21 protein-coding genes and 1 pseudogene are annotated in these 25582 nt (G+C 66.3%); 12 read left to right on the top strand and 10 right to left on the bottom strand.

The genetic code is table 11. The features are described 5' to 3' along the window. Nucleotides 1-100: 100 nt before the first annotated feature. A complete protein-coding gene (locus AX672_RS09125) occupies nucleotides 101-2275 on the top strand; it encodes a TonB-dependent receptor family protein (protein ID WP_066650825.1) in 2175 nt (724 codons plus the stop codon). Nucleotides 2276-2461: 186 nt separating this feature from the next. On the opposite strand, the gene AX672_RS09120 is transcribed toward AX672_RS09125, so the two are convergent. Next, nucleotides 2462-3664, bottom strand: a complete 1203-nt coding sequence (locus AX672_RS09120) for a bifunctional alpha/beta hydrolase/OsmC family protein (protein ID WP_066650824.1) — start codon at nucleotides 3662-3664, stop codon at nucleotides 2462-2464. Between the two features lie 71 nt (nucleotides 3665-3735). Between AX672_RS09120 and AX672_RS09115 the strand changes: the two genes are divergently transcribed. Continuing rightward, a complete protein-coding gene (locus AX672_RS09115; RefSeq protein WP_066650823.1) occupies nucleotides 3736-4512 on the top strand; it encodes an SDR family NAD(P)-dependent oxidoreductase in 777 nt (258 codons plus the stop codon). 6 nt (nucleotides 4513-4518) lie between these two features. On the opposite strand, the gene AX672_RS09110 is transcribed toward AX672_RS09115, so the two are convergent. The 6 genes and pseudogenes from AX672_RS09110 to AX672_RS09085 form a co-directional block, all read right to left on the bottom strand. After that, nucleotides 4519-5340 (bottom strand): protein phosphatase 2C domain-containing protein, encoded by an 822-nt coding sequence (locus AX672_RS09110; protein WP_066650822.1) that lies wholly within the window; start codon nucleotides 5338-5340, stop codon nucleotides 4519-4521. A 55-nt stretch (nucleotides 5341-5395) separates the two neighbouring features. Beyond that, nucleotides 5396-6739, bottom strand: coding sequence for a dihydrolipoamide acetyltransferase family protein (locus AX672_RS09105; RefSeq protein WP_066650821.1), 1344 nt, complete (start codon nucleotides 6737-6739; stop codon nucleotides 5396-5398). Then, nucleotides 6739-7746: an alpha-ketoacid dehydrogenase subunit beta gene (locus AX672_RS09100; RefSeq protein WP_066650835.1), complete on the bottom strand. Its 1008-nt coding sequence runs from the start codon at nucleotides 7744-7746 to the stop codon at nucleotides 6739-6741. The genes AX672_RS09105 and AX672_RS09100 overlap by 1 nt, the downstream gene beginning before the upstream one ends. A gap of 32 nt (nucleotides 7747-7778) precedes the next feature. Then, nucleotides 7779-9025: pseudogene (locus AX672_RS09095) on the bottom strand (thiamine pyrophosphate-dependent enzyme). A gap of 91 nt (nucleotides 9026-9116) precedes the next feature. Next, a complete protein-coding gene (locus tag AX672_RS09090) occupies nucleotides 9117-10022 on the bottom strand; it encodes a haloalkane dehalogenase (RefSeq protein ID WP_066650820.1) in 906 nt (301 codons plus the stop codon). A 67-nt stretch (nucleotides 10023-10089) separates the two neighbouring features. Next, entirely contained in the window at nucleotides 10090-11097 is a 1008-nt protein-coding gene (locus AX672_RS09085; RefSeq protein WP_066650819.1) for a fumarylacetoacetate hydrolase family protein, read from the bottom strand. A gap of 199 nt (nucleotides 11098-11296) precedes the next feature. Here AX672_RS09085 and AX672_RS09080 point away from each other — a divergent pair, with 199 nt between their 5' ends. The 6 genes from AX672_RS09080 to AX672_RS09055 all read left to right on the top strand — a co-directional run bounded on the left by AX672_RS09080 (nucleotide 11297) and on the right by AX672_RS09055 (nucleotide 19210). Continuing rightward, nucleotides 11297-12448, top strand: a complete 1152-nt coding sequence (locus tag AX672_RS09080) for an acyl-CoA dehydrogenase family protein (RefSeq protein WP_066650818.1) — start codon at nucleotides 11297-11299, stop codon at nucleotides 12446-12448. Between the two features lie 16 nt (nucleotides 12449-12464). Then, nucleotides 12465-13229 (top strand): bestrophin-like domain, encoded by a 765-nt coding sequence (locus AX672_RS09075; protein WP_066650817.1) that lies wholly within the window; start codon nucleotides 12465-12467, stop codon nucleotides 13227-13229. Between the two features lie 80 nt (nucleotides 13230-13309). Beyond that, nucleotides 13310-14752, top strand: a complete 1443-nt coding sequence (locus tag AX672_RS09070) for an amidohydrolase (protein ID WP_168727414.1) — start codon at nucleotides 13310-13312, stop codon at nucleotides 14750-14752. Continuing rightward, nucleotides 14749-16047: an amidohydrolase family protein gene (locus AX672_RS09065; protein ID WP_066650815.1), complete on the top strand. Its 1299-nt coding sequence runs from the start codon at nucleotides 14749-14751 to the stop codon at nucleotides 16045-16047. Before AX672_RS09070 ends, AX672_RS09065 begins: the two co-directional genes overlap by 4 nt. A gap of 42 nt (nucleotides 16048-16089) precedes the next feature. Then, nucleotides 16090-17553 (top strand): S41 family peptidase, encoded by a 1464-nt coding sequence (locus AX672_RS09060; protein ID WP_082730470.1) that lies wholly within the window; start codon nucleotides 16090-16092, stop codon nucleotides 17551-17553. A 193-nt stretch (nucleotides 17554-17746) separates the two neighbouring features. Continuing rightward, the gene (locus AX672_RS09055; RefSeq protein ID WP_066650814.1) at nucleotides 17747-19210 is read left to right on the top strand and encodes a DEAD/DEAH box helicase; all 1464 of its coding nucleotides are present in this window, start codon (nucleotides 17747-17749) and stop codon (nucleotides 19208-19210) included. Nucleotides 19211-19213: 3 nt separating this feature from the next. Here AX672_RS09055 and AX672_RS09050 read toward each other — a convergent pair whose 3' ends face one another. Continuing rightward, a complete protein-coding gene (locus AX672_RS09050) occupies nucleotides 19214-19879 on the bottom strand; it encodes a nitroreductase (protein ID WP_066650813.1) in 666 nt (221 codons plus the stop codon). 99 nt (nucleotides 19880-19978) lie between these two features. Between AX672_RS09050 and AX672_RS09045 the strand changes: the two genes are divergently transcribed. The 4 genes from AX672_RS09045 (at nucleotide 19979) to AX672_RS09030 (ending at nucleotide 23110) form a co-directional block, all read left to right on the top strand. Next, complete coding sequence (locus AX672_RS09045) at nucleotides 19979-21151, top strand: acetyl-CoA C-acetyltransferase (RefSeq protein ID WP_066650812.1); 1173 nt, start codon at nucleotides 19979-19981, stop codon at nucleotides 21149-21151. 122 nt (nucleotides 21152-21273) lie between these two features. Beyond that, nucleotides 21274-22056 carry an SDR family NAD(P)-dependent oxidoreductase gene (locus AX672_RS09040; RefSeq protein ID WP_066650811.1) on the top strand — a complete coding sequence of 261 codons (783 nt, stop codon included), beginning with the start codon at nucleotides 21274-21276 and terminating at the stop codon, nucleotides 22054-22056. 117 nt (nucleotides 22057-22173) lie between these two features. After that, entirely contained in the window at nucleotides 22174-22683 is a 510-nt protein-coding gene (locus AX672_RS09035) for a DUF1993 family protein (RefSeq protein ID WP_066650810.1), read from the top strand. Nucleotides 22684-22690: 7 nt separating this feature from the next. Beyond that, on the top strand, nucleotides 22691-23110 hold the full coding sequence (locus AX672_RS09030; RefSeq protein WP_066650809.1) for an acyl-CoA thioesterase: 420 nt from the start codon (nucleotides 22691-22693) through the stop codon (nucleotides 23108-23110). 10 nt (nucleotides 23111-23120) lie between these two features. Here the strand turns inward: AX672_RS09030 and AX672_RS09025 are convergent, their stop codons facing one another. Next, on the bottom strand, nucleotides 23121-23903 hold the full coding sequence (locus AX672_RS09025; protein ID WP_066650808.1) for a crotonase/enoyl-CoA hydratase family protein: 783 nt from the start codon (nucleotides 23901-23903) through the stop codon (nucleotides 23121-23123). A 120-nt stretch (nucleotides 23904-24023) separates the two neighbouring features. Further along, nucleotides 24024-25565: an acyl-CoA synthetase gene (locus AX672_RS09020; RefSeq protein WP_066650807.1), complete on the bottom strand. Its 1542-nt coding sequence runs from the start codon at nucleotides 25563-25565 to the stop codon at nucleotides 24024-24026. Nucleotides 25566-25582 lie beyond the last annotated feature (17 nt).

Raw genomic sequence — 25582 nt, 5'->3', positions numbered from 1 at the left:
CTGCGGGGTTGTTTGAGGTGGTGTGACAACGCACGCGATTTAGGCTTGGCGATCCGGGCATCCCCACGCTACGCCGGGCGTGACGGAGCGGGGGCCCAGAATGATCGCGATCGTAAATCGGCGCGCGCCGTTTCTGGCAGCGATACGCCTGATCGCGACCGGCGCCGCGCTTACCGTCGCGGCACTTGGTTCGAGCGGCAGTCAGGCATCCCCCCTCGAAAGTGATCCGAATTCCGATGACGTCGTTGTGCGCGGCATCATCCCGGAGCAGGCGGCGAGCGTTGCCGGATCGCTGACGATCATCGACGCCAGCGCGCTCAAGCGGCTGCAGCCGATTACCGTCAAGGACGCGCTGCGCCGCGCGCCGGGACTTCAGGTCATCGACGAGGATGGTTTTGGGTTCAAGCTCAACATTTCGGTGCGCGGACTCAATGCCCGGCGCTCGGGCCGCACGCTGTTGCTGGAGGATGGCGTTCCGATCCAGCCCGCGCCATATGCCGATCCGTCGGCGCACTACTACCCGCCGCTTCACCGGGTCGAGCGCATCGAATTGCGCAAGGGGTCGGCGCAAATCCTCTATGGCCCACAATCGATCGGTGGTGTCGTCAACTTCGTCACCAACGCCGTGCCCGATCGCCCGATGGTCGTGGGCAGCGTCAGCGTCGGCGAGCGCAGCTATCGCAGCTTCGACGCTAGCGTCGGCATTGGGAACGGCTCGGCCGGGCTTCGGATCGACGCCACGCACAAACGCGGCGACGGCATTCGCGATTTCCATGCAACCCGCGTCGATGAAATTGCCGCCAAGGCCCGAATCGCCCTCGGCTCGGCGCAGTCACTCACCCTGAAAATTGCCTATTATGAAGAGTATAGTAACCTGACCGAAGGCGGGCTGGACGCGGCTCGCTATGCGATCAGCCCCTACTATAATCCATTCCGCAACGACCGGTTCGTACTCGATCGCCTCAGCGGGCAGGCGGTGCACCACTGGGATCTGGCGCCCGGCATCCAGCTTTCGACGCAGGCATATTACACCCGCACCTTCCGCGCGTCATACCGGCAAGCCGACACCTCGGTCGATACGATGACCGCCAATCCGGCGACCGGGTGTGTTGGCGCAGCACGCACCGATTACGAAGGCTTCGCCGATCTGTGCGGCAACAAGATGCGCCCGCGGGTCTTCGCCTTTTGGGGGATCGAGCCGCGACTTCAGTTCGCCTGGTCCGCGCTCGGCATAACCAGCGAGGCGATTGTCGGCGCGCGTGCGCATTTTGAGGACACCAATCGCAAACGTTATAACGGGCTGACGGCGGCGGCGCGTGAGGCATCACCGGGCACTTTGCTGCGCGACGACAATGATATCAGCACCACTGCATATTCGGCGTATGTCCAGAACAGCTTTCGCGTTGGGCGCTTTCGCCTGACGCCGGGCGTGCGCATCGAATGGATCGAAACGGCCAACCGCGCGCGGGTCGCCAATTTCATCGCCATCGATCGCCAAGCGACATCGGCGCAGTCGGTGGTGCTGCCGGGCGTCGGGGTGACCTGGGCTGCGAGCGATGCGCTTACTGCGTTCATCGGCGTTCACAAAGGATTCGCTCCACCGCGTCCCGATCGCGACTTCAATCCCAGCGCCCCGTTTAACGCGGTTCGCCCCGAACGCAGCACCGAAACCGAAATCGGCTTGCGTCTTCGTCAGCACGACGGACTGTCGATCGACGCGACGCTGTTTGAAATGGACCTGAGCGATCTGATCGTCGAGGGGCCTTTGGTGGGCGGGCGCAGCGGCACGTTCGTCAACGCCGGACAGGCGCGGCATCGCGGGGTCGAGCTAAGCGCGTCGACCGATGTTGGCCGCGTCCGATTCGGACTGAGTTACAGCTATTTGTTCGAGGCCAAATTCCTTAGCGATGTCGATGAAGTGACGCGCGGCGTGCGCGGTAACCGGATTCCCTACGCGCCCGAGCATCTGATCGACGTGCGTGTCGGTTATGTCCATCCCGCTGGCCTAACCGCCGAAATCGGCCTGAATCACGTCAGCGAACAATTTGCCAATGCGTCGAATACTCGTATCCCCAGTGCCGATGGGCTGAACGGCCCAATCCCGGCGCGCACGATCGCGCGGCTCGCGCTGAATTATCGACTACCAGGATCGCCCATCCAGTTTTTTGCGACTGTGGAGAATCTGTTCGACGCTGCCTATATCGCGAGCCGGGTGGACGGCTTGTTCGCAGGGCCGCGACGCCAGTTTGTCGCCGGCATTCGGTTTGCCCGCTGAAGCCGCAAGCGGGTTCAATAATCACTTATTCTTCAACCCACTTCCCGCTACCCGACCCCCTTCCAAAATAGGAAATCCTCTGCGACTGTCGCCCGAATCGCTCTTTCCCATTGTCATCACTCCCGCCGCGCACCCTCCCGCCGGGCCCCCCCTAGGATGGTCGTAACCTTTGACACCTTTCGCCCCTCACGCCAGCCGCGTCTTGATCACCGGCGCGCTTTCGAGCGTGCGGTGGACCGGGCATTTGTCGGCGATGACGAGCATCCGCGCGCGCTGGGCTTCGGTCAGGTCGCCCGACAGCGTGATGTCGCGGCTCAGCACCTCGATCTTCGGGCGGCCCTCGCCGGTGCTCGCGCAATCTTCCGAATGGCAGCGGTCGTGGCGCAGCAGCACCGATACCCCCTCGAGCGGAATGCCCTCGCGCTCGGCGACGAGCTTGATCGTCATCGCGGTGCAGGTGCCGAGCGCCGACAGCAGTAGATCATAGGGCGTCGGCCCCAGATCATTGCCGCCAACCTTCAGCGGCTCGTCGGCGAGGAAGCTGTGGCCCGATGAATCGACGATCGTGGTGAATTTGGCGTCGGTGGTGGTGACGCGGACCTGGCCTTCGGGCGGCGCCTCGGGGCTTTGCGCGGGCGCGAGGAAGGGCTCGACCCAGGCGGCGATGATAGCGGCGGCATAGGCGGCGGGCGCTGGCTGGGTGAGCAGATGGTCGGCCTGCCCGAGCGAGACGAAGCTTTTCGGGTGCTTGGCCGCGTCGAAAATCTTGCCGGCGTTCTCGATGCCGACGGTCGCGTCGGTCGGCGAATGGAGCACGAGCAGCGCGCGCTTCAGCTTTGCCAGCCGCCCGGCCTGGTCATGCCCCTCGACCGCGTCGAGGAAGGCGCTGGAGACCTCGAACGGCCGCCCGCCGATCGTCACTTCGGCCTGGCCCTGGCTGCGGACCTTGGCGATCTGGTCGCCGAGCTGGTGGAGCACATGCGCGGGGTCGAACGGCGCGCCGATCGTGACGACGGCGGTGCATTCGGGAATCTCGCCAGCGGCGGCAATGACGGCCGCGCCGCCGAGCGAATGGCCGACGAGAATCGCGGGCGCACCGACGGTGCCGCGCAGATAATCGGCAGCAGCGATCAGATCGCTGACGTTCGCCGCGAAATGGCTGTCGGCGAACGCCCCTTCCGACTTGCCGAGCCCGGTGAAATCGAAGGCGAGCGTGGCGATGCCATGCTCGGCGAGCGCCATGCTGATCCGCCGCGCGCCATGGCTGCTGGCGGTGCAGGTGAAGCAATGCGCGAACAGCGTGACGGCGCGGACGCGCCCCGGCGGCATCTCGAGCCGCCCGACGAGCCGGTGACCGCTGGCATTGGTGAAGTCGACATCGCGGCGCATCTATCCCGTCTCCTCTGCTGGCTCTAGGGAACGCCTCTAGCACTTCGGGCGCGCAAAGGGAGCAGCAAGCAATGGCGGACACGGCACTGGTCACTGGCGCGTCGGCGGGGCTGGGCGCTCATTTTGCGCTGGCGCTGGCGGCAGAAGGGCATGACCTGATCCTGACCGCGCGGCGGGTGGATCGGCTGGAGGCACTCGCGGCGACGCTGCGCGACCGATATGGCGTGCAGGCGCACGTGATTGCCGCCGATCTGGCGGCGCCGGGGGCAGTCGCGGGACTGATGGCGGCGATCGGCAAGGCGGGGTTGAGCGTCAATCTGCTCGTCAACAATGCCGGTTACGGCGCGCGCGGCGCCTTTGCCGAGCTCGACTGGGCGATGCAGGCGCGGATGATCGACCTGAACTGCCGCGCGCTGGTCGAGCTCGCCCATGCGGTGCTGCCCGGCATGCTCCAGATGCGGCGCGGCGCGATCCTCAACATCGCCTCGACGGCGGCGTTTCAGGCCGGGCCGTACATGGCGATCTATTACGCCAGCAAAGCCTTTGTGCTGAGCTTTTCGGAAGCGCTGCACGTGGAAGTGAAGGGGCGCGGCGTGCATGTGACCGCGCTCTGCCCGGGGCCGGTCGAGACCGAATTTTTCGAGGCAAATGCGATGGCGGACGTGTCGTTCCGCCGCTTCGCCACCGGCCCCGCGCCGGTGATCCGCGACGGCCTGCGCGCGCTGAAGGCCAACCGCGCGATCAAGGTGTCGGGCTTCGCCAACGCAACGATGGCGCTGCTGACCCGCGCGGTGCCGCGGTCGGTCGCTCGCCGCGCCGCAGCAGCGATTCAGCGCGGGAAGGCTTGAGGCGGCTCAGGCAGCGACGCGCAGCCAGAGGGCGCTCGCGTCGTCGGAGCGCTTGAAGCGCGGGAAGCGCGTGCAGGCGGCGTCGCCCGCCTCGATCGCGCGCAGCTCGAAGGCAAGCTCGACGAGCCCGCGCGTGGCGAGCGTCGCCATCAGTTCCTCGGCATCGAGCGCGGCATAGCTGTCGACCAGCGCGGCGAAACCGTCGCTCATCAGCAGCACGTCGTCGCCGGGGGCGGCAGGCACGACGGCAAGGCCGAGGTCCTCGGGCGCGAGCGGCTCGACGCCGAGCACATGGCGCGGCAGCCGCGACCGCGACGCGCGCAGCATGGCGATGATGTCGGGCGAGCGCTCCTTGGCGCCAAGGCCATGGCCGACGAACTGGGCTGCGTCGCTCGCTTCCCGATCGCGCTCGACGCGCGGGCCGATCCGCTCGACGCCATCGGTGCGACGGATCAGCGCGGCGCAGTCGGCCGCCCAGCCCAGCTCGATGCCGTGCGGGCCAGCGCGTGCGGCAAGAAAGGCTGCGGAAGGCAGCTCCCACCGGCCGAGGGCTTCGCGCTGCTGCGCGGCGACGTAACGGCGCTGGACCTGCGCGAACACGCTCGCGCAGATCGCATCGATCGATCCGTCTTCGGCCTGCGCGAACGCGGTGCACGCCGCATCGGCGATCCACGCCGCGCCGCCCTGGCTGCCGACAAGGCCCGGCGGGCCGAGATCGGTGGCGCCGTCGATCACCCAGGCAAGGCGGTCGGTGCAGCCGGTGCGGTCGTCATTGGGAGTATCGGCATCGCCCGCAATGCTGAGCGACTGGAGAAGGTCGAAGCGCATCACCGATGTTTAGCGCAACCGTGTGACGGATTGGGGATGCGCGCGCGGCAATCCCTCAATCCGCGAACAGCAACACCGGGGTTTCGAGCAGCTTCTTCAGCGCCTGCACGAAGCTCGCCGCGTCCCAGCCGTCGACGACGCGGTGGTCACAGCTGATCGACAGGTTCATCAGCTTGGCGCGGACGATGTCGTCGCCGACGAAGACGGGCCGTTCGACGATCTTGTTGGGCCCGATGATCGCGACTTCGGGGCGGTTGATCACCGGCGTGGTCGCAATGCCGCCGAGCGGGCCGAGCGAAGTGACGGTAAGCGTCGAGCCGCTCAGCTCGGCCGAGGTCGCCTTGCCAGTGCGTGCGGCCTCGGCGAGGCGGGCGATTTCGGTCGCGAGCTGCCAGACATTGCGGTCCTGCGCGTCGCGGATCACCGGCACCATCAGCCCGGCGTCGGTCTGCGTCGCCATGCCGAGATGGACCTGGCCGTGGCGCGTCACCACGCCCGCTTCGTCGTCATAGCGCGCATTGATCATCGGGAAGTCAGCGATGGTACGGCAGATCGCGACGATCAGCAGCGGCAGCATCGTCAGCTTGGGCCGCCCGCCGCGATTGGCGTTGAGGTCGGCGCGGACGCGCTCAAGCTCGGTAACGTCGATCTCGTCGACATAAGTGAAATGCGGGATCGCGCGCTTCGACGCGGCCATGTTTTCGGCGATGCGGCGGCGCATGCCGATGACCTTGATCGGCTGGTCGGCCCGCGCACGGCTGGCGTGCGGCGGGTGATAGCCCTCGCCGCTACCATAGCGCAGATAGGCGTCGAGATCGGCGTGGCGGACGCGGTCGCCGTCGCACTTCACTTGCGCCAGGTCGATGCCGAGGTCGGCGGCGCGGGCACGCACGGCGGGGGAAGCGAGGACCGCGTTCCCCCTCCCGCTTGCGGAAGGGGCCAGGGGTGGGAAGCCGGCTTCGGCTTTCGCGTCGGTCTGAGGGGCGTGCCCACCCCCGACCCCGCCCGCAAGCGGGAGGGGAGCAGGCGCTTCCTCAACCCCCGGATTCTCCGCCCCGTACTGCTCGGCGACTTCCTCCTGCTCGGGGCTGAGCGGAGCGACTTTCAGTTCGGTCTCGACCGGCCCGAGCGCGGGCGCTTCCTCGGCCGAGAAATCGCCTTCGGTCTCGATCACCACCAGCATCGCGCCGATCGCGATCTGGTCGCCGACTTCGCCGGCCAGCTCGATCACCTTGCCGGCAACGGGCGATTCCATTTCGACCGTCGCCTTGTCGGTCATCATGTCGGCTATCTGCTGATCCTCGGCGACGGTATCGCCGACCTCGACGTGCCACGCGACGATCTCGGCTTCCGAAATACCTTCGCCGATGTCGGGGAGCTTGAACGTAAAGCGGGCCATTATGCGTCCCTCATGATCTTTTTGAGCGCTTCGCCGATGCGGACTGGTCCCGGGAAATAGGCCCATTCGAGGCTGTGCGGATAGGGCGTGTCGAAGCCTGTCACGCGCTCGATCGGTGCTTCGAGGTGATAGAAGCAGCGTTCCTGCACCAGCGCCGAAAGCTCGGCGCCGAAGCCGCCGGTGCGGGTTGCTTCATGGACGATCATGCAGCGCCCGGTCTTCTTCACCGACGCTTCGATCGTCTCGATGTCGAGCGGGACGAGCGTGCGCAGGTCAATGATTTCGGCTTCGACGCCCGCTTCGGCGACGACCGCTTCGCAGACATGCACCATCGTGCCATAGGCGAGGATCGTCAGTGCCTCGCCCGCGCGCGCAATCCGCGCCTTGCCCAGGTCGATCCGGTAATAGCCGGTCGGCACGTCACCCGCCGGATGCTGCGACCAGTTCTGCGCCGGGCGGTCCCAATAGCCGTTGAACGGGCCGTTATAGAGCCGCTTGGGCTCGAAGAAGAGGACCGGGTCATTGTCTTCGATCGCGGCGATCAGCAGCCCCTTGGCGTCATAGGGCGTCGCCGGGATCACCGTCTTGATGCCGCAGACATGGGTGAAGATGCCCTCGGGGCTCTGGCTGTGCGTCTGCCCGCCGAAGATGCCGCCGCCGAAGGGCGATCGCACCGTGATGGGCGCGGTGAACTCGCCCGCCGAGCGATAGCGCAGCCGCGCCGCTTCCGATACCAGCTGGTCGAGCGCCGGGTAGATATAGTCGGCGAACTGGATTTCGGGGACGGGGCGCAGGCCATAGGCGCCCATGCCGATCGCGACGCCGATGATGCCGCATTCGGTAATCGGCGTGTCGAACGCGCGGGTCTTGCCGTATTTCGCCTGCAGGCCCGCAGTCGCGCGGAACACGCCGCCGAAGTAACCGACATCCTCGCCCATCACGATGACATTGGGATCGCGCGCCATCATCACGTCCATGGCGCTGTTGATCGCCTGGATCATGTTCATGCGGGTGGTTTCGCCGCTCTCGGCGGTTGCGATCACTTCTGCGCCCATGGCCGTCCGCTCGCGCTTTCCTCGGCGATCATCTGCGCCTGTTGTTCCTTCAGATGCCAGGGCATTTCCTCGAACACGCCTTCGAACAAGGTGTCGAACGGCTGGTGGAGGCCGTGGCCGAGAATGCCGTTTTTCTCGGCTTCCTTTTGCGCGGCCTTCACTTGCTCGGCGAGTTCGAGGTCCTGCGCGGCGTGGCGCTCTTCGTCCCACTCGCCGAGCGCGATCAGATGATCCTTCAGCCGCTTGATCGGGTCGCCGAGCGGCCATGCATTGGGCTCGCCCGCCGAGCGATAGGCGCTGGGATCGTCGGACGTCGAGTGCCCCTCGGCGCGGTAGGTGAAATGCTCGATCAGCGTCGGGCCGGAATTGGTGCGCGCACGCTCGGCGGCCCAGGCGGTCGCGGCATAGACTGCCAGCGCATCATTGCCGTCGACTCGCAAGCCAGCAATGCCATAGCCGACCGCGCGCGCGGCAAAGGTCGTCGATTCAGCACCGGCAAAGCCCGAAAAGCTCGAAATCGCCCATTGGTTGTTGACGATGTTGAGGATCACCGGCGCACGATAGACGCTGGCGAAGGTGCAGGCCGAATGGAAATCACCTTCTGCCGTCGATCCCTCGCCGCACCAGGTCGCGGCGATGCGCGTGTCCCCCTTGGCCGCACTTGCCATCGCCCAGCCGACCGCCTGCGGGTATTGCGTGGTCAGGTTGCCCGAGATCGAGAAGAAGCCGCATTCCTTGACCGAATACATGATCGGCAACTGCTTGCCCTGCAGCCGGTCGCCCTTGTTCGAATAGATCTGGTTCATCATGTCGACGAGGCTCCAGCCCCGCGCGATCAGCAGCCCTTGCTGGCGATAGGAAGGGAAGCACATGTCGTCGCGGTCGAGCGCATAGGCGGCGGCAACCGCGACGGCCTCCTCGCCGGTCGACTTCATGTAGAAGCTCGTCTTGCCCTGCCGCTGGGCGCGGAACATGCGTTCGTCAAACGCGCGCACCAGCGCCATGCTGCGCAGCATACGGCGCAGCATGTCAGGCGAGAGCTGCGGGTTCCAGGGGCCGACGGCGCTTCCCTCGTCGTCGAGCACGCGGACGAGCGTATAGGCGAGATCGGTGAAGCTCGACGGGTGCCCGCCACTTCGGTGAAATCGACCGCATCGCCGGGGCGGAATCGCGGCTCGGGAACATGCAGGGTCAGCGGCGGCAAATTGGCGCGCAGATGATCGCCGGCCATGTCTTCTCCCGAGTGAGTCGCTCAGGCTTCGCGAGCCCTGACTAGGCTTTGCGCACTTTGTTATAAAATTTCAACGGCAATATTTGGGGGGTCAGCGCCCGCCGAACGACTCCAGCGCGGCGCGGGCGATTTCTTCGCCCCACTCCTGGACGAAATGGCCCCCGCCGGCGATCATCATCGGTTCAGGGCAGCCCTTGATCTGTTTGCGGAGCACCGCCATCTGCGGCGGGCCAAGCACAGGATCGGCGTCGCCGACGGCCATGAAGGTCGGGCCGTTCCATTCGGTCGACCACCATGTGCTCGCCGCACGGCCATAGTCGGCGCCGGCCATGTCGGGCTCGATCGGGACGAGCGCGGGGAAGATCTGCGCGCCCGCCTTATAGCTCGCGTCGGGATAGGGCGCGTCATAGGCCGCGATTTCTTCCGGTGTCAGATGCGGCGTGCCGCGTGCGATCAGCGCGCCGATCGGCAGATCGGGCGTCGAAAGTGCATAATTCTTCCAAGCCATGAAGCCGGGACCCGCCGACTGGCCCGTGCCGATGCCCGTATTCATAACGATCAGCCGGTCGAGCCGCGCGGCAAATTCGGGGACAATCGGCAGCGTCAAGCCGATCAGGCCGCCCCAGTCCTGCACCACCAGCGTGAGGTGCTTCAGATCGAGCCGCTCGACCAGCGCGAGCAGGTAGTTGCGGTGGAAATCGAAGCTGTAGTCGCTCTGCTTGACCGGCTTGTCCGACCGCCCGAAGCCGAAGAAATCGGGCGCGACGACCCGCGCGCTGCTCTCGAGGAGTACCGGGATCATCCGGCGGTAGAGATAGCTCCAGCTCGGCTCGCCGTGGAGGCAAAGGAAAGTGCGGTCGGCATCGCGCGGGCCTTCGTCGATGTAAGCTGCGCGCAGCCCCTCATAGCCCGGCAGATCGTCGACATAATGCGGCGCCCAGGGAAAGCCGGGCAGATTGGCGAAACGATCGTCAGGGGTGCGCAGCGCTTCGATCATGGCGTCCTCGATTCGACTCTTGTGACACAGCTTATGTCATAAGATGCGCCCACCGCGCAATCGACGACTAGACCGCCACCACGGTTTGTTCGATCGCCCCGAAAATCGGGTGGTGCCTGTCATCCTCGGCCCAGATGCGGACGGTGTCACCGGCTTTCAGGAACGGCGTCGTCGCGGTGCCGCTCCGGATCGTCTCGACGGTGCGGATTTCGGCGAGGCAGCTATAGCCGACGCCGCCTTCGCTGATCGGCTTGCCGGGGCCGCCATCGGCATCGCGGTTGCTGACGGTGCCCGAGCCGATGATCGTGCCCGCACCCAGCGTGCGCGTCTTTGCGGCGTGCGCGATCAGCGTGCCGAAGTCGAAAGTCATGTCGACGCCCGCCTCTGCGCGGCCGAAGGGCTGGCCGTTGAGGTCGACCATCAGCTTGCGGTGCAGCTTGCCGTCCTGCCACCAATCACCGAGCGCGTCGGGGGTGACGAAGACGGGCGAGAAAGCGCTCGCGGGCTTCGACTGGAAGAAGCCGAAGCCCTTGGCGAGCTCGCCGGGGATGAGATTGCGCAACGACACGTCGTTGGTGAGGCCGACCAGCCGCACCGCCGCCAGTGCCTCATCGCGGGTCGCGCCCATGGGCACGTCGCCGGTGACGACGACGACTTCGGCCTCGAGATCGCAGCCCCAGCTTTCGTCCTTCAGCGGAATCGGATCGCGCGGGCCGAGGAAGCCGTCGCTGCCGCCCTGGTACATCAACGGATCGTGCCAGAAGGTCTCGGGCATTTCGGCGCCGCGCGCCTGCCGCACCAGCGCGACATGGTTCACATAGGCCGAGCCGTCCGCCCATTGGTACGCGCGGGGCAGCGGGGCTGCGGCGGCATGCTCGTGGAAGCGCCGCATCGGGATCATTTCATGCTGCAGGTCGGTGTGCAGGTTGCGCAGATCGGGCAGCAGCCGGTCCCAGTCGTCGAGTGCTGCCTGCAGGGTCGGCGCGATATGCGTGGCATCGGCGCACCAGGCGAGATCGTTCGACACCACGACGAGCTTCCCGTCTCGCCCGTGCTTGAGGCTGGCCAATTTCATCGAAGGATCCTCTCGCCGTTCGCCCTGAGCTTGTCGAAGGGCTGTTCTATCTACCCCCGGCTTAGAAGGAAGAGCGGTGCTTCGACAAGGTAGGCGCCATCGGAAATGTCATCGACGGTCAAAGGGGGCCGCACGGAGGGATTGACCCGGTCGGTTTCGACACGCAACCTGTCGGCAAAAGAACCACGAGAGGACTGACATGCTCGACACGCTCCCCGGCCGCTTTGCCTATAACGAGGATCACGAGGCGTTCCGCCAGACGGTGCGCAGCTTTCTGCAGAAGGAAGGCGTCCCGAATGTCGGCGAATGGGAGAAGAACCGGCTTGTTCCCAAGGAATTCTGGCGCAAGGCCGGCGAGGTCGGGATGCTGTGCCCGACCGTACCCGAGGCCTACGGCGGCCTGGGCCTCGATTTCGGCTATAACGCGATCGTCGATGAGGAAATGAGCTATCTCGGCGTGCCCGCCGGCTTCTCGCTCCAGTCGGACATCGTCTGCGATTACATCGTCGCTTACGGTAGCGAGGAACAGAAGAAGCAGTGGCTGCCGCGCCTCGTCAGCGGCGAGACGATCACCGCGATTGCGATGACCGAGCCCGGCACCGGCAGCGACCTTCAGGCGATCCGCACCAGCGCAGTCAAGGACGGCAATCACTATGTCGTCAATGGCAGCAAGACCTATATCACCAATGGCCAGAACGCCGATCTGATCCTTGTCGTCGCCAAGACCGATCCCGACGCCAAGCCCGCGTACAAGGGCATGTCGATCATCCTCGTCGAGGCCGACCGCGAAGGGTTTCAGCGCGGCCGCAAGCTCGACAAGATCGGTCAGGACGCTGCCGACACGTCGGAGCTGTTCTTCGAAGACGTGCGCGTGCCGATGACCAATTGCCTTGGCGAGGAAGGCAAGGGCTTTATCTACCTGATGAGCCAGTTGCCGCAGGAACGGCTGTCGATCGCGGTCGGCACGCAGGCATCGGCGCAAAAGGCGTTCGACGAGACGGTCGAGTTCACCAAGACGCGCAAGGCGTTCGCGGGCATGGTCTTCGATTTCCAGAACACGCGCTTCGTGCTGGCGGACCTGAAGGCCAAGCTGCAGGTCGGCTGGGCGCATCTCGACTGGGCGATCAAGCGCCATCTTGCTGGCGAACTCACCCCGACCGAAGGCGCCGCGGCCAAGCTTTGGCACACCGAGCTGCAATGGGAAGTGATGGACAAGTGCCTCCAGCTCCACGGCGGTGCTGGCTATATGAACGAATATCCGATCGCACGGATGTGGCGCGCCGCACGGGTGAGCCGGATTTACGGCGGGACGAACGAGATCATGAAGGAACTGATCGGCCGCTCGCTGTAACGCGGTCGAGGGGAAGGTGCTGACCGACTGGCCACTCGCCGTGCTCGCGATCGGGTTGCTGGTCGCGATGCTGGTGGCGCACGAGTTCGGGCTGGCGGCGCAGCGCCGCTTCAATCGCGGGGGCACGGGCAGCACCGACGAAGGCTTTATCCTGTCGGGCGTGCTTGGCCTGCTGGCGCTGCTGCTCGGCTTTTCCTTTTCGCTGGCACTCGAGCGGCACGAACATCGCCGTGCGCTGGTCGTTGCCGAAGCGAATGCGATCAGCACCTTTGCGCATCGGGTGGAATTGCTCGACGCGCCGATGCGGGCGGCAATCCATCGGCGTTTGTTGGCCTATGCCGAAGCGCGCGTACGCGTCGGCAATCTGCCTGCGAGCGCCGCGCGCACCACCGCGCGGGCGGAGAGCGACCGGCTGGGTGCTGCGCTGAATGCGCAGACGATCGCGGCGGCTCGAATCGAATCGAAACCGGCAGTCACATCGCTGGTGATGCAGGCGCTCGACACGATGGGCGACGTCGCGACCGAGCGCCGCGCGACAATCGACGCGGTCTTGCCCGAAAGCGTCATCGGACTGCTGACGCTCTACTGCGTCTTCGCGGCGGCGATGCTCGGCCATGCCGTGGCGGCCAGCGGCGGGCGACACCGGATCGCCGGCGGCGCCTTGTTCGTGCTGCTGGCGCTGGCGTTCGCGACGATCCTCGATCTCGACCGTCCGCGCAGCGGCGCGATCCAGATTCCGCAGACGCCGATGATCGCCGCGGTCGCCGCGCTACCCCGCTGATCGGTGTGATTGACAGCCGCCGGTATTGGCGGAATGTTGCGGTCGAAACAGGCCGGATCAGGCAAAGGGGAACCAACGAAATGCGAACGAACTTGCCGAGCGGCCTTCCCATGCTCGGTGCGCTGTCGGCTGCGCTGGCGCTCGCCAGTTGCGCCACCGACGGAGTCGCCAAACCCAAGGCCGAGGCTGCATCCGCCCCTGCGCCCAAGCCGTCGCCCGGCAAGACCTATAACCGCGATCCCTTCCCCTCGACCTACAAGCCCTATCCCGGCGTGCCGACGTTGGTCACCAACGTCACCATCTACGACGGCGAGGGTGGCAAGATCGAGCGCGGGCAGGCGTTGTTCGCGGACGGCAAGATCGTCGCGGTCGGCGAAACGGTGCAGGCCCCCGCCGGCGTGACGACGATCGACGGGACCGGTAAGTACCTCACCCCCGGCATCATCGACATCCACAGCCACTTGGGCGACTATCCCTCACCCGGCGTGCAGGCGCATTCGGACGGTAACGAAGCGACCGGCCCCGTCACCGCCGACGTCTGGGCCGAACACAGCGTCTGGCCGCAGGATCCCGGCTTCAGCCGCGCGCTTGCCAATGGCGGCGTGACGACGCTGCAAATCCTGCCCGGCTCGGCCAATCTGTTCGGCGGGCGATCGGTGGTGCTCAAGAACGTCTATGCGCGCACCGAACAGGGCATGAAATTCCCCGGCGCGCCCTATGGCCTGAAGATGGCGTGCGGCGAGAATCCCAAGCGCGTCTATGGCGCCAAGGGCCGCCAGCCGTCGACCCGGATGGGCAATGTCGCGGTCAATCGCCAGACCTGGGCGCGCGCGGTCGAATATAAGCGCCGCTGGGACAAATATGAAAGGGACGGCGGTGACATCCCCGCGCGTGACATCGGGATGGATACCTTGCGCGGTGTGCTGGCGGGCGACATCCTCGTCCAGAACCACTGCTACCGCGCCGACGAAATGGCCATCGTCATGGATATGGCCAAGGAGTTCGGCTACAAGGTCACGGCGTTCCACCACGCGGTCGAGGCGTACAAGATCGGCGACCTGCTCAAGGCCAATGGCACTTGCGCGGCGGTCTGGGCCGACTGGTGGGGTTTCAAGATGGAATCCTATGACGCGATCAGCGAAAATCTGCCGCTGCTCGAAAATGCCGGTGCCTGCGCGATGATCCATTCGGACGACGCCAACGGCATCCAGCGGCTCAATCAGGAAGTCGCCAAGGCGCTCGCTGCGGGGCGCCGGGCGGGGATGCAGATCAGCGATGCGCAGGCCTGGACCTGGCTGACGATCAACCCCGCCAAGGCGCTCGGCATCGCCGACAAGACCGGCAGCCTGAAGCCCGGCAAGATGGCCGATGTCGTGCTGTGGAACGGCAATCCGTTCAGCGTCTACGCACGACCCGAAAAGGTGTGGATCGACGGCGCGCTGCTCTATGACGCCAATGATCCGCGACGGCGGCCGGTATCCGATTTCGAACTTGGTCAGCCCGGCTCGGGAGATGTGAAGTGAAGCGCCTGCTCCTGCTCACCGCGGCGTTTCTCGCCAGCCCTGCCGCTGCCCAGTCGGTGGCGATCACCAACGCCCGCCTCGTCATCGGCGACGGCTCGGCGCCGATCGACGGCGGCACTGTCGTCGTCCGCGACGGCAAGGTCGTCGCGGCGGGCAAGAATGTCGCCGTGCCTGCCGGGGTCGAGACGGTCGACGCCGGCGGACGCTATGTCACGCCGGGCATCGTTGCGGGCTTCACGCGCATGGGCATCATCGAAGTCGACGGCGTCGACGAAACCAATGACGCGGGCGCCAACAATTCGCCGTTCCACGCCGGGATCGACATCGCGCCCGCCGTCAATCCGCGGACCAGCTCGATCGCGCTCAACCGCGCCGAAGGGATCACGCGGGCAGTGGTCGCCCCGACCACGCGCGGTTCGATCTTCGCGGGGCAGGGGGCGATTATCGATCTCGGTGCCGACAACAACACCGTCAGCACGCCGCGCGCCTTCCAGTTCATGGAATATGGCGAGTCGGGCGCGGGGGCCGCAGGCGGCAGCCGTCCGGCGGCGCTGACCGCCTTCCGCGACGCGCTCAAATCAGCCCAGGCCTATGCGCGCGCGCCCGGTGCCTATCTCGACCAGGGGCGCGACGTGCTCGTCAATCGCGTCGATGCCGCCGCGCTCGGTGCCGTCGTGACGGGGCGGGTGCCGCTGCTGATCCATGTCGAGCGCGCGTCGGACATGCGCGCGCTGATCGCACTCAAGCAGGACTTCCCGGCGCTGCGGATGGTGTTCGTCGGCGCGTCCGAAGGCTGGATGGTCGCGAGCGACCTCGCCGCCGCCAAGGTGCCGGTGATCGCCTCGGCGCTCAACGACCTGCCCGAAGCGTTCGAAACGCTCGCTGCGACTCAGTCCAACGTCGGGCGGATGAAGGCGGCCGGGGTGCAGGTCTCGATCGGCACGATCAACGACAATGAAGCGCGTCAGGCGCGGCTGGAAAAGCAGTACGCCGGCAATCTGGTCGCGCTCGGCCGCGTGCCCGGTGCGACGGGGCTGAGCTGGGACGCGGCCTTCGCCGCCATCACCTCGGCGCCTGCCGATGCCGTCGGGCTGGGCGGCGAGATCGGCTCGCTGCGCCCCGGGCGGCGTGGCGACGTCGTGATCTGGGACGGCGATCCGCTCGAACTCAGCAGCGCGGTGGCAAGCGTCTATATCGACGGGGTCAAGCAGCCGCTGGGTACGCGGCAGAGCGAATTGCTCAAACGCTATCGCCAGCCGCAAGAGGGTGCGCTACCTAAGGCCTATGAGCGCTGAGGCGTAAAAGCTGCTTCGCGCACGCGTGTGGAGTAGAGCGTGATGTCCTTTCGGAAGCGTCGGTTCGCAACTGCCCTCAGTATCGCCGCATTGCTCGCGGGCTGCAGCGGGAGCGGGGGTGGGGGCACCACCAGCAGCAGTGGATCGGGCAGCGCCGCGGCGGCTGCGGCGCCGACTCCCAGCCCCACCAGCGGCACGTGCACCTTGCGCGCGCGGCAGGATTGGGCCTTTGCCCAGCTGAGGGAATGGTATCTCTTTCCTGAAACGCTGCCGGCGAGCCTCGATCCGACGCCATTTTCAACGGTCGGCGAATACATCGATGCGCTGACCGCGACGGCGCGGTCCCAGAGCCGTGACCGCTTCTTCACTTACATCACCTCGATCGCGGGCGAGAATGCCTTCTTCAATTCGGGGTCGAGCGCGGGATTCGGGGTTCGCCTGGCCTATGACCCGTCAAACCGGCTGTTCGTTGTCGAAAGCTTCGAAGGGGCGCCGGCGCTCGCCGCCGGGATCGATCGCGGCACCCAGATCGTGGCGATCGGGACCACGACAAGCAATCTCCAGACGGTCGCGTCGTTGATCGCCAGCGGCGGCAGCAGCGCCGTCAGCAATGCGCTGGGGCCGAACACCGCAGGCACGTCGCGCGTGCTGCAGGTCACCGACGCTGGCGGCACCCGCACGGTAACGGTGACCAAAGCCGATTTCAGCCTGACGCCGGTGTCGTCGCGTTACGGGGCGCAGATCATCACCGATGGCGGGCGGCGCGTCGGCTACATCAACTTGCGGACGTTCATTTCGACGGCCGACCAGCAATTGCGCGACGCCTTTGCCAATTTTCGCAGCCAGGGCATCACCGACATCATCATCGACTTCCGCTACAATGGCGGCGGGCTGGTTTCGACCGCGGAGCTGATCGGCGATTTGCTGGGCCGCAACCGGACGACATCGGATGTGTTCAGCATCACTGCCTTCCGGCCGGAAAAATCATCGAACAATTCGACCCGCAACTTCGCCCCGACCACGCAGTCGATCGCGCCGACCCGGATCGCCTTCATCGGGACCAGCAGCACGGCATCGGCGAGCGAGTTGGTGATCAATTCGATGATCCCCTATTTGCGCAGCAATGTCGCGCTGATCGGCACCAATACGTTCGGCAAGCCGGTCGGGCAGATTGCGCTCGACCAGGCGGCGTGCGACGATCGGCTGCGCGTGGTCGCCTTTGCAACGCAGAACGCCAATCGCCAGGGCAATTATTACACCGGGCTCGCCAGCGTGGTCGAAGCGAGCTGTCAGGCGCCCGACGATTTCACACGGCAATTGGGTGATCCGCAGGAAGCGTCGACGCGCGCCGCGCTCAATTATCTGGCCGGGCAGAGCTGTACGCCGGTAACCGCAAGCGTTGGACCCAGCGCCCAGAGCGGATCGGCAAAGCTGATCCGCGACCAGCAATTGTTGAGTCCCGCGCAGCCCGATGCGATGCAGCGTCAGGTGCCGGGCGCATTCTGAGCCCGCCGCCTTGACTTTTTGCAGCGCACAATGTAGCTGCGTTTTTACCGAGGCATCATGCAGCGTGATCGGGCATTCGTGCCCCGGCTCTGCTTCGGTTCAAGTCTCAAGCTTCCCAAATCACGCGGGGGGTTAAACCCCGCCGCCGCGCCCGGATTCCGTCCGGGCCCGCTGGCATATTGAAAGTATATCCATGTCCTTCGACAATCTCGGCCTTGCCGAGCCCTTGGTGCGCGCGCTCGCGGCCAAAAACTACACCGAAGCCACGCCCATTCAGCGCCAGTCGATCCCGCCGCTGCTCGAGGGCAACGACCTGCTCGGCATCGCTCAGACCGGCACTGGCAAGACGGCGGCGTTCATGCTGCCGTCCATCCAGCGGCTGCGCGCCGCCAACGAACATGTCCGCCCGCGCGCCTGCCGGATGCTGGTGCTCGCGCCGACGCGCGAACTCGCCAGCCAGATTGCGGTCAGCGCGCGCGACTATGGCCGCTTCACCAAGCTGTCGGTCGCAACCGTGTTCGGCGGCACCTCGGTCGGCAAGGATCGTGCGACGCTCGTCAATGGCGTCGACATCCTGGTTGCGACGCCCGGCCGCCTGCTCGACCTGATCGAGCAGCGTTACCTGACGCTCGGCGACATCGAGATCCTCGTCCTCGATGAGGCCGACCAGATGCTCGACCTCGGCTTCATTCACGCGCTGCGCAAGATCGTGAAGCTGGTGCCCAAGAGCCGCCAGACACTGTTCTTCTCGGCAACGATGCCCAAGGCGATCCGCGAGCTCGCCGACCAGTTCCTGACCGATCCGGTGACGGTATCGGTGACGCCGGTCGCGACCACCGCCGAGCGCGTCGACCAGTTCGTCACCTTCGTCCAGCAGGCGGAGAAGCAGGCACTGCTGACGCTGACGTTGCAGGACCCGACGATGGAGCGGGTGATCGTCTTCACGCGCACCAAGCACGGCGCCGACCGCGTCGTGAAGCTGCTCGGCGCGAATGGCGTCGCCGCCAATGCGATCCACGGCAACAAGAGCCAGGGCCAGCGCGAACGCGCGCTCGGCGAGTTCAAGTCGGGCCGGGTCAAAATCCTCGTCGCGACCGACATCGCCGCGCGCGGCATCGACGTGTCGGGCGTCAGCCATGTCGTCAATTTCGAGCTGCCCAATGTCCCCGAGCAATATGTCCACCGCATCGGCCGCACCGCGCGTGCCGGGGCGAGCGGCGTCGCGATCAGCTTCTGCGCCGAGGATGAGCGGCCCTATCTGCGCGACATCGAGAAGCTGACGCGCCAGAAGATCACCGTGCAGCCGCTGCCCGAGAATTTCCTGGCGCAGGCGAATGCGCTGAAGGCGCAGCGGGCGAAGGTGATCGGCGCCGATCCCGCCCCGCGCGAGGAACGCCAGCAGCGCGGTCCAGCGCGCCCGCGCGCGACGCATCATGCACGCCCGACCGGCGCGCGTCCCGAAGGCGCTGGACGTTCGGCAGGGCCGCGTCCTGAAGGTGCGGCGCGGCCACAGGCGGCTCGCCCGCAGGCGGCTCGTCCCGAAGGTGCTCGGCCGGCCGGCCCACGGCCCGAGGGCGCTCGCCCCGGCGGCAACAACCGTCGTGGCGGTCGCGGTCGTGGCGGTCGTCCCGGCGGTCCGCGCGCTGCCGCGGGTTAAAGCCTAGTCGAGCCGCCGCAGCCACTCGGCCCCGTCCGCCCGGATGGTGCGCAGCGAGTTGGCGGCGGCGGTTTCGTCTTCATATCCAACGGCCATCCCGCAGAAGAGCATCCGCTCGGGCGGGGTGCCGAGGAAGGCATCGACCGTCTCGGGATAGATCGCCCAGCATTCCTGCGCGCAGGTGGCGAGGCCCGCTTCGACCGCCAGCAGCATGAAGCTCTGCAGATACATGCCGAGGTCGCTCCATTGCGGCGGCCCCATCATCCTATCGACGGTGCAAAAGAGCGCGGCGGGCGCGCCAAAGAAGTCGAAATTGCGCCGGAACTCGCGCTGGCGGGCCTCGGTATCGCCGCGCTCGATTCCCATTGCGCCGTAAAGCGCCATGCCCACCTGAAAGCGCCGATCCTTGTACGCGCCCGACAGCGCGCGCGGATAGATGTCGTACTGCGCCGCCTCGAGCGTCCCCGCCGCGAGCTTTTCGGCCATCAGCGCCTTCAGCCGCGCCATCGCGTCACCGGTAACGATGTCGATGTGCCAAGGCTGTAGATTGCCGCCCGACGGCGCCCGTGCCGCCGCCAGCGCGAGTCGCTCGATCAGCGCGGGCGGCACCGGATCGGCCTTGAACCCGCGCACCGACCGCCTTGCCGCTACGGCATCCGAAACGTCCATTGATCAGCCTCTTTCGATGATCGGGTATGCGGTGCAAGCCTTGCCCAGCCGCGCCGATTAGGCAATGGTGCCGCCAAATCCAAGCATGGGAGAGGACAGATGGCAGAAGCCTATATCGTCGACGCGGTACGCACCGCGGGCGGCAAGCGCGGTGGCAAATTGGCAGGCGTTCACCCGGTCGATATGGCCGCGACGGTGCTCGACGCGATCGTCGCGCGCACCGGTATCGACGGCGCCGCGGTCGACGACGTCGTCATGGGCTGCGTGATGCAGGGCGGGCAGCAGGCCGGCCAGGTCGGCCGCAACGCAGTGCTCGCCGCGAAGAACCTGCCCGACTCGGTCCCCGCCGTCTCGATCGACCGCCAGTGCGGGTCGTCGCAGCAATCGATGCAGTTCGCCGCGCAAGCGGTCATGTCGGGTACGCAGGACATCGTCATTGCGAGCGGAGTCGAGAGCATGACGCGCGTGCCGATGGGCTCGACGATGACGCTCCACATGAAAGAGGGGATGGGCAACTACAAGTCGCCGCGCCTCGAGGAAAAATACCCCGGCATCATGTTCAGCCAGTTCATGGGCGCCGAAATGATCGTCAAGAAGCACGGCTTCGACCGCGCGATGCTCGATGCCTTCGCGCTCGAAAGCCATCGCCGCGCAGCCGCCGCCACCCAGAGCGGCGCGTTCGACAATGAAATCATCGCGATCGAGATCGAAGGCCCCGAAGGCAGCGAGATGCATCGCAGCGACGAAGGCATTCGCTATGACGCGACGCTCGAGTCGATCGGCTCGGTCAAGCTGCTGCAGGAAGGCGGCGCGATCACGGCGGCCAATGCCAGCCAGATCTGCGACGGCGCATCGGCGGTGATGATCGTCAGCGAAGCCGCGCTCAAGGAACATAGCCTCACCCCGCTCGCCCGCATCGTCAACCTGACGGTGACTGGCGGCGATCCGGTGATCATGCTGGAAGAACCGCTGTTCGCGACCGACAAGGCACTGAAACGCGCAGGGCTGAGCATCGACGACATCGACCTGTACGAAGTCAACGAAGCGTTCGCACCGGTGCCGCTCGCTTGGCTCAAGCATGTCGGTGGCGATCATGCCAAGCTCAACGTCAACGGCGGCGCGATCGCGCTCGGCCATCCGCTCGGCGCGTCGGGCACCAAGCTGATGGCGACGCTCGTCAACGCGCTTCGGGCACGCGGCGGGCGCTATGGCCTGCAGACGATGTGCGAAGGCGGCGGCATCGCCAATGTGACGATCATCGAACGGCTGTAGCCGCTTTCTCCCCTCCCGCTTGCGGGAGGGGCCGGGGTGGGCGCGATATCGAGCGCTGCCTCCGACTTCCCCACCCCTAACCCCTCCCGCAAGCGGGAGGGGGACTTGCTGGAGATGCTCCAATGAAACTCGACTCAACCGTTGCCGCTGTCGTGACCGGCGGCGCATCCGGCCTCGGCGAAGCCACCGCGCGCGCGCTCGCGGCGAAGGGCGTCAAGGTCGCGATCTTCGACTTGCAGGCGGAAAAAGGCGAAGCGGTCGCCGCCGACATCGGCGGCATCTTCTGCGAAGTGAACGTCACCAGCGACGAAAGCGTCGATGCCGGCTTTGCCAAGGCGCGCGCGGCGCATGGGCAGGAGCGCGTGCTGATCTGCTGCGCGGGCACGGGCAATGCGGTCAAGACCGCCAGCCGGTCGAAGGAAGATGGCAGCATCAAGCATTTCCCGCTCGCCGCGTTCGACTGGCTCATCCAGATCAACCTGGTCGGCACTTTCCGCTGCGTCGCCAAATCGGCGGCGGGGATGCTGACGCTCGAGCCGATGGAAGATGGCGAGCGCGGCGCGATGGTGATGACTGCGTCGGTCGCCGCCGAAGACGGCCAGATCGGCCAGGCGGCCTATTCGGCATCGAAGGGTGGTGTGGTCGGCATGACCCTCCCGATCGCGCGCGACCTGATGGGCGAGGGCATTCGCATCAACACGATCCTGCCGGGCATTTTCGAAACCCCGCTGATGCGCGGCGCCCCGCAGAATGTGAAGGACGCGCTGGCGGCATCGGTGCCATTCCCCAAGCGGCTCGGCAATCCGCCCGAATATGCCCATCTCGCGCTGACGATGGTCGAGAACAGCTATTTCAACGGCGAGGATGTGCGACTGGACGGAGCGATCCGGATGGCGCCACGCTGAGCGCGGTCGGGCGCGTCCCGCGTCCGGACTCGCGCCAGCGCGGCCAGCGGCGTCCGCGCCGTCTGACGACCCGGGATTCGTTCCCGGGTCGCGCTTCCTTCATCGCAGGACCTTCCCATGACCGTCTCGCTCTTCACTTTCGTCGATCTCTACCGGCGCCATGTCGTGACCGCCGACCATCTGCTGACCAAGGGCAGCGCCTTTGCCGCCGCCAGTGGCATCGGCGAGGCTGAGATGCTCGGCTGGCGGCTGCACGACGACATGCATCCGCTCGGCTTCCAGCTGATGGTCGTCGCCAATTTTGCGCGTAGCTGGCCCGCGCGCGTCGCCGATGTGCCGGTGCCGGAAGCGATCACCGCCGATCGCGACGCGGCGGGCTTCCATACGGCCTTTGCCGATGCGCTCGCCTTTCTCGCAACGCTGACGCCCGAGCAATTTGCCGGCCGCGACGATGTGCCGCTCACCGTCCAGCTCACCGACACGATCACGCCGTCGCTCCCCGCCGGCCATTGGCTCAGCGTGTTCGCGACGACCAACATCGCCTTCCACCTGTCGACCGCCTACGGTATCCTGCGGATGAAGGGCGTGCCGCTCGGCAAGCTCGACCTGTTCGCGGCGGGGCTCTGAGGCAGCGATGCCGCGCCCCGACCCCTGGCGGTTGTCCCCCGACGCCTATCCGCACCGCGAGACGATCCAGACGCGGTTTCAGGACCTCGACGTACTCGGGCATATCAATAACGTCGCCTGGGCGGCGCTGTTCGAAAGCGCGCGGGTGCGGTTTCTGGGGCATATGCTGGGCAGTGCGCCGGGGCGGGCGCGCGGGCTCGTCGCCAATGTCGAGATCAACTATCTCGGCGAAGGGCATTTCCCCGCTGATGTGCTGATGGCGCACGGCGTCGGGAGGCTCGGCACGCGCAGCTGGCAGGTGCTGGGCCTCGCGCTGCAGAACGACGTGCCGCTCGCGACCTGCGACGTCACCGTGGTCGCGGGCGGCGCGGCGATGGAGCCCGAATTCCGCGCGATGCTCGAACGCTGGATGCTCGTGCAGCCCTGATCGCGCGCGATCAGTCGACGAACACCGCCGCGCGCTTCTGCATGTTGGCCATCACCGCCTCGACCTGATTGGGCTGGCGGATGACGCCGAGCTGCACGTCGCTTTCGGCCTGCAGGATCGACGCGCTGTCACCGTCGGGCTGGAGATTGAACAGCTTCTTCGATCCCTGCACGGCCTGCGGATTGCGCGCCGCGATCTGCGTCGCGAGCGCATGCGCCTCGGTATAGGGATCGGCGGCGATGCGGGTGACGAAGCCGAAGCCGAGCGCTTCGTCGGCGTCGAATTCGCGCGCGGTATAGGTCAGCTCGCGGAGCACATCGTCGCGCGCGAGGCCGCGCCACAGCGCAATCCCCGCCATGTCGGGGACGAGGCCCCAATGGACTTCGCGGATCGAAAAGCGGGTGTGCGGGGCGGCGATGCGGATGTCGGCGCCCGACATGATCTGGAAACCACCGCCAAAGGCGACGCCGTGGACGGCGGCGATCACCGGCACCGCCAGCGTGCGCCAGCCCCAGGCGGCATGTTGCGGCAGGTTGGCGAGGCCGTGGGTGCGCTCGGCCAGCGAGGTGCCCGAGCCGCCCGACGCCATGCTCGCCATGTCGAGCCCGGCACAGAAGGCGCGGCCCTCGCCCGACAGCACGACGCAGCGGACGTGCGGCATATGCGCGATCTGGTCGATCGCATTGGCGATCTGGTTGAACATCTCGGGGTCGAGCGCATTCATCTTGTCGCCGCGGGTCAGCTTCACATCGGCGACATGATCCGAAACGGTAATGCGGATGCGGTTTTCCATCAGGTGCCTTTCGATTGAGCATGCCGTCCTTGCGAGCGCAGCGAAGCAATCCAGTCCGCCGCTCTGGATTGCTTCGCTACGCTCGCAAGGACGAACGGTGCGAATGCATTGTCAGCGGTATCAAACGATCCGGCTTTCGCTATTGCCCCAGTATCGATCGCGCAACAATCGCTTGTAGAGCTTGCCCGTCGGCGCGCGCGGCAATTCGGCGGCGAAATCGATCTGGCGTGGGGTCTTTACGCCCGACAATTCGGCGCGGCACCACGCGGTGAGTTCGGCGGCGAGCGCCTCGCCTGCCTCTGCCATGTCGACCGGCTGCACCACCGCGATCACGCGCTCGCCCATGTCGGGGCAGGGGCCGCCGATGACGGCGACATCGGCAACGCGCGGATGGGTGATCAGCCGGTTCTCGATTTCCTGCGGATAGATGTTCACCCCGCCCGAGATGATCATGAAGCTCTTGCGGTCGGTGAGATAGAGATAGCCCTCGTCGTCGATCCGCCCGATGTCGCCGAGCGTCGTCCAGCCATGCGCGTTCTTCGCCTCGGCGGTCTTTTCGGGGTCGTTGTGATATTCGAACACGCCGCCGCCGCCGAAATAGACCAGCCCTTCCTCGCCCACGGCGAGCTCGTTGCCCGCCTCGTCACAGATGTGGAGCTGGCCATAGGCGGCCTTGCCGACCGATCCCTTGTGGCTGAGCCACTGCGCCGAATCGATCGTGGTCAGGCCGTTGCCTTCGGAACCGGCATAATATTCGTACAGCACCGGCCCCCACCACGCGATCATCGCTTCCTTGACCGGGATCGGGCAGGGCGCGGCAGCGTGGATCGCGACTTTCAGGCTCGAAAGGTCGTAGCGGGCGCGAGTGGCGTCATCGAGCTTCAGCATCCGCACGAAATGCGTCGGCACCCATTGGCTGGCGTTGACACGGTAGCGCTCGATCGCCGCCAGCGCCGCCTCGGGATCGAAATGCTGCATCATCACGACGGTGCCGCCGAGTCGCATCACCGTCATCGACCAGCGCAGCGGCGCGGCGTGATAAAGCGGCGCGGGCGACAGGTAGATGCTCTCGGGGCCGAACCGGTAGAGCGCCTGCGCGAGCATCACCAGCACATTGGCAGCGGCAATGCCGGGGTCCTCGGGCAGCGCCACTCGCACGCCCTTGGGCCGCCCGGTGGTGCCGGAGGAATAGAGCATGTCGACGCCCGCACGCTCGTCGGCGATCGGCGTTGCGGGCATAGCCGCCGCTGCCGCTTCCCAGCTCGCCCAGCCGGGGGCGGTGCCGCCGATCATGAAGCGCGCATGATCGGGCAGCGCCTCTGCGAGCGCGGCCGCCACGCCGTGCGTCGCGACGGAGGCAATGATCAGCCGCGCACCGCTGTCGCGGACGATGTAGTCGACTTCGGGCGCGGTCAGCTTGGCCGGGATGCAGACGTAGAACAGCCCCGCGCGCTGCGCGCCCCACACCAGCCCGAAAAATTCGGGAATGTTGTCGAGGAACAGCGCGACCGTGTCGCCGATACCGAGCCCGCTGGCGCGGAAAAGCTGCGCGGCGCGGTTCGATGCCGCATCGAGCTGCGCATAGCTGATCGTTTCGCCCGTTTCGGCGACGATCAGCGCGGCCTTGGCGGGTGATGCCACCGCGTGCACGCTGGGGTGCATTGTTCCTCTCCCTCAAT

The sequence above is a fragment of the Sphingomonas sp. CCH10-B3 genome (assembly GCF_001556185.1).
Classification (GTDB): domain Bacteria; phylum Pseudomonadota; class Alphaproteobacteria; order Sphingomonadales; family Sphingomonadaceae; genus Sphingomonas; species Sphingomonas aquatica.
The sequence above is the reverse complement of the archived record's forward strand: the minus strand, read 5'-3'. Positions and strand labels throughout refer to the sequence as shown.

Bases quoted from the DNA above. Each gene is read 5' to 3' on its own strand.
- AX672_RS09125 (WP_066650825.1), top strand. From the start codon at position 101: ATGATCGCGATCGTAAATCGGCGCGCGCCGTTTCTGGCAGCGATACGC.
- AX672_RS09120 (WP_066650824.1), bottom strand. From the start codon at position 3,664: ATGCGCCGCGATGTCGACTTCACCAATGCCAGCGGTCACCGGCTCGTC.
- AX672_RS09115 (WP_066650823.1), top strand. From the start codon at position 3,736: ATGGCGGACACGGCACTGGTCACTGGCGCGTCGGCGGGGCTGGGCGCT.
- AX672_RS09110 (WP_066650822.1), bottom strand. From the start codon at position 5,340: ATGCGCTTCGACCTTCTCCAGTCGCTCAGCATTGCGGGCGATGCCGAT.
- AX672_RS09105 (WP_066650821.1), bottom strand. From the start codon at position 6,739: ATGGCCCGCTTTACGTTCAAGCTCCCCGACATCGGCGAAGGTATTTCG.
- AX672_RS09100 (WP_066650835.1), bottom strand. From the start codon at position 7,746: ATGAACATGATCCAGGCGATCAACAGCGCCATGGACGTGATGATGGCG.
- AX672_RS09090 (WP_066650820.1), bottom strand. From the start codon at position 10,022: ATGATCGAAGCGCTGCGCACCCCTGACGATCGTTTCGCCAATCTGCCC.
- AX672_RS09085 (WP_066650819.1), bottom strand. From the start codon at position 11,097: ATGAAATTGGCCAGCCTCAAGCACGGGCGAGACGGGAAGCTCGTCGTG.
- AX672_RS09080 (WP_066650818.1), top strand. From the start codon at position 11,297: ATGCTCGACACGCTCCCCGGCCGCTTTGCCTATAACGAGGATCACGAG.
- AX672_RS09070 (WP_168727414.1), top strand. From the start codon at position 13,310: ATGCGAACGAACTTGCCGAGCGGCCTTCCCATGCTCGGTGCGCTGTCG.
- AX672_RS09060 (WP_082730470.1), top strand. From the start codon at position 16,090: ATGTCCTTTCGGAAGCGTCGGTTCGCAACTGCCCTCAGTATCGCCGCA.
- AX672_RS09055 (WP_066650814.1), top strand. From the start codon at position 17,747: ATGTCCTTCGACAATCTCGGCCTTGCCGAGCCCTTGGTGCGCGCGCTC.
- AX672_RS09050 (WP_066650813.1), bottom strand. From the start codon at position 19,879: ATGGACGTTTCGGATGCCGTAGCGGCAAGGCGGTCGGTGCGCGGGTTC.
- AX672_RS09045 (WP_066650812.1), top strand. From the start codon at position 19,979: ATGGCAGAAGCCTATATCGTCGACGCGGTACGCACCGCGGGCGGCAAG.
- AX672_RS09040 (WP_066650811.1), top strand. From the start codon at position 21,274: ATGAAACTCGACTCAACCGTTGCCGCTGTCGTGACCGGCGGCGCATCC.
- AX672_RS09035 (WP_066650810.1), top strand. From the start codon at position 22,174: ATGACCGTCTCGCTCTTCACTTTCGTCGATCTCTACCGGCGCCATGTC.
- AX672_RS09030 (WP_066650809.1), top strand. From the start codon at position 22,691: ATGCCGCGCCCCGACCCCTGGCGGTTGTCCCCCGACGCCTATCCGCAC.
- AX672_RS09025 (WP_066650808.1), bottom strand. From the start codon at position 23,903: ATGGAAAACCGCATCCGCATTACCGTTTCGGATCATGTCGCCGATGTG.
- AX672_RS09020 (WP_066650807.1), bottom strand. From the start codon at position 25,565: ATGCACCCCAGCGTGCACGCGGTGGCATCACCCGCCAAGGCCGCGCTG.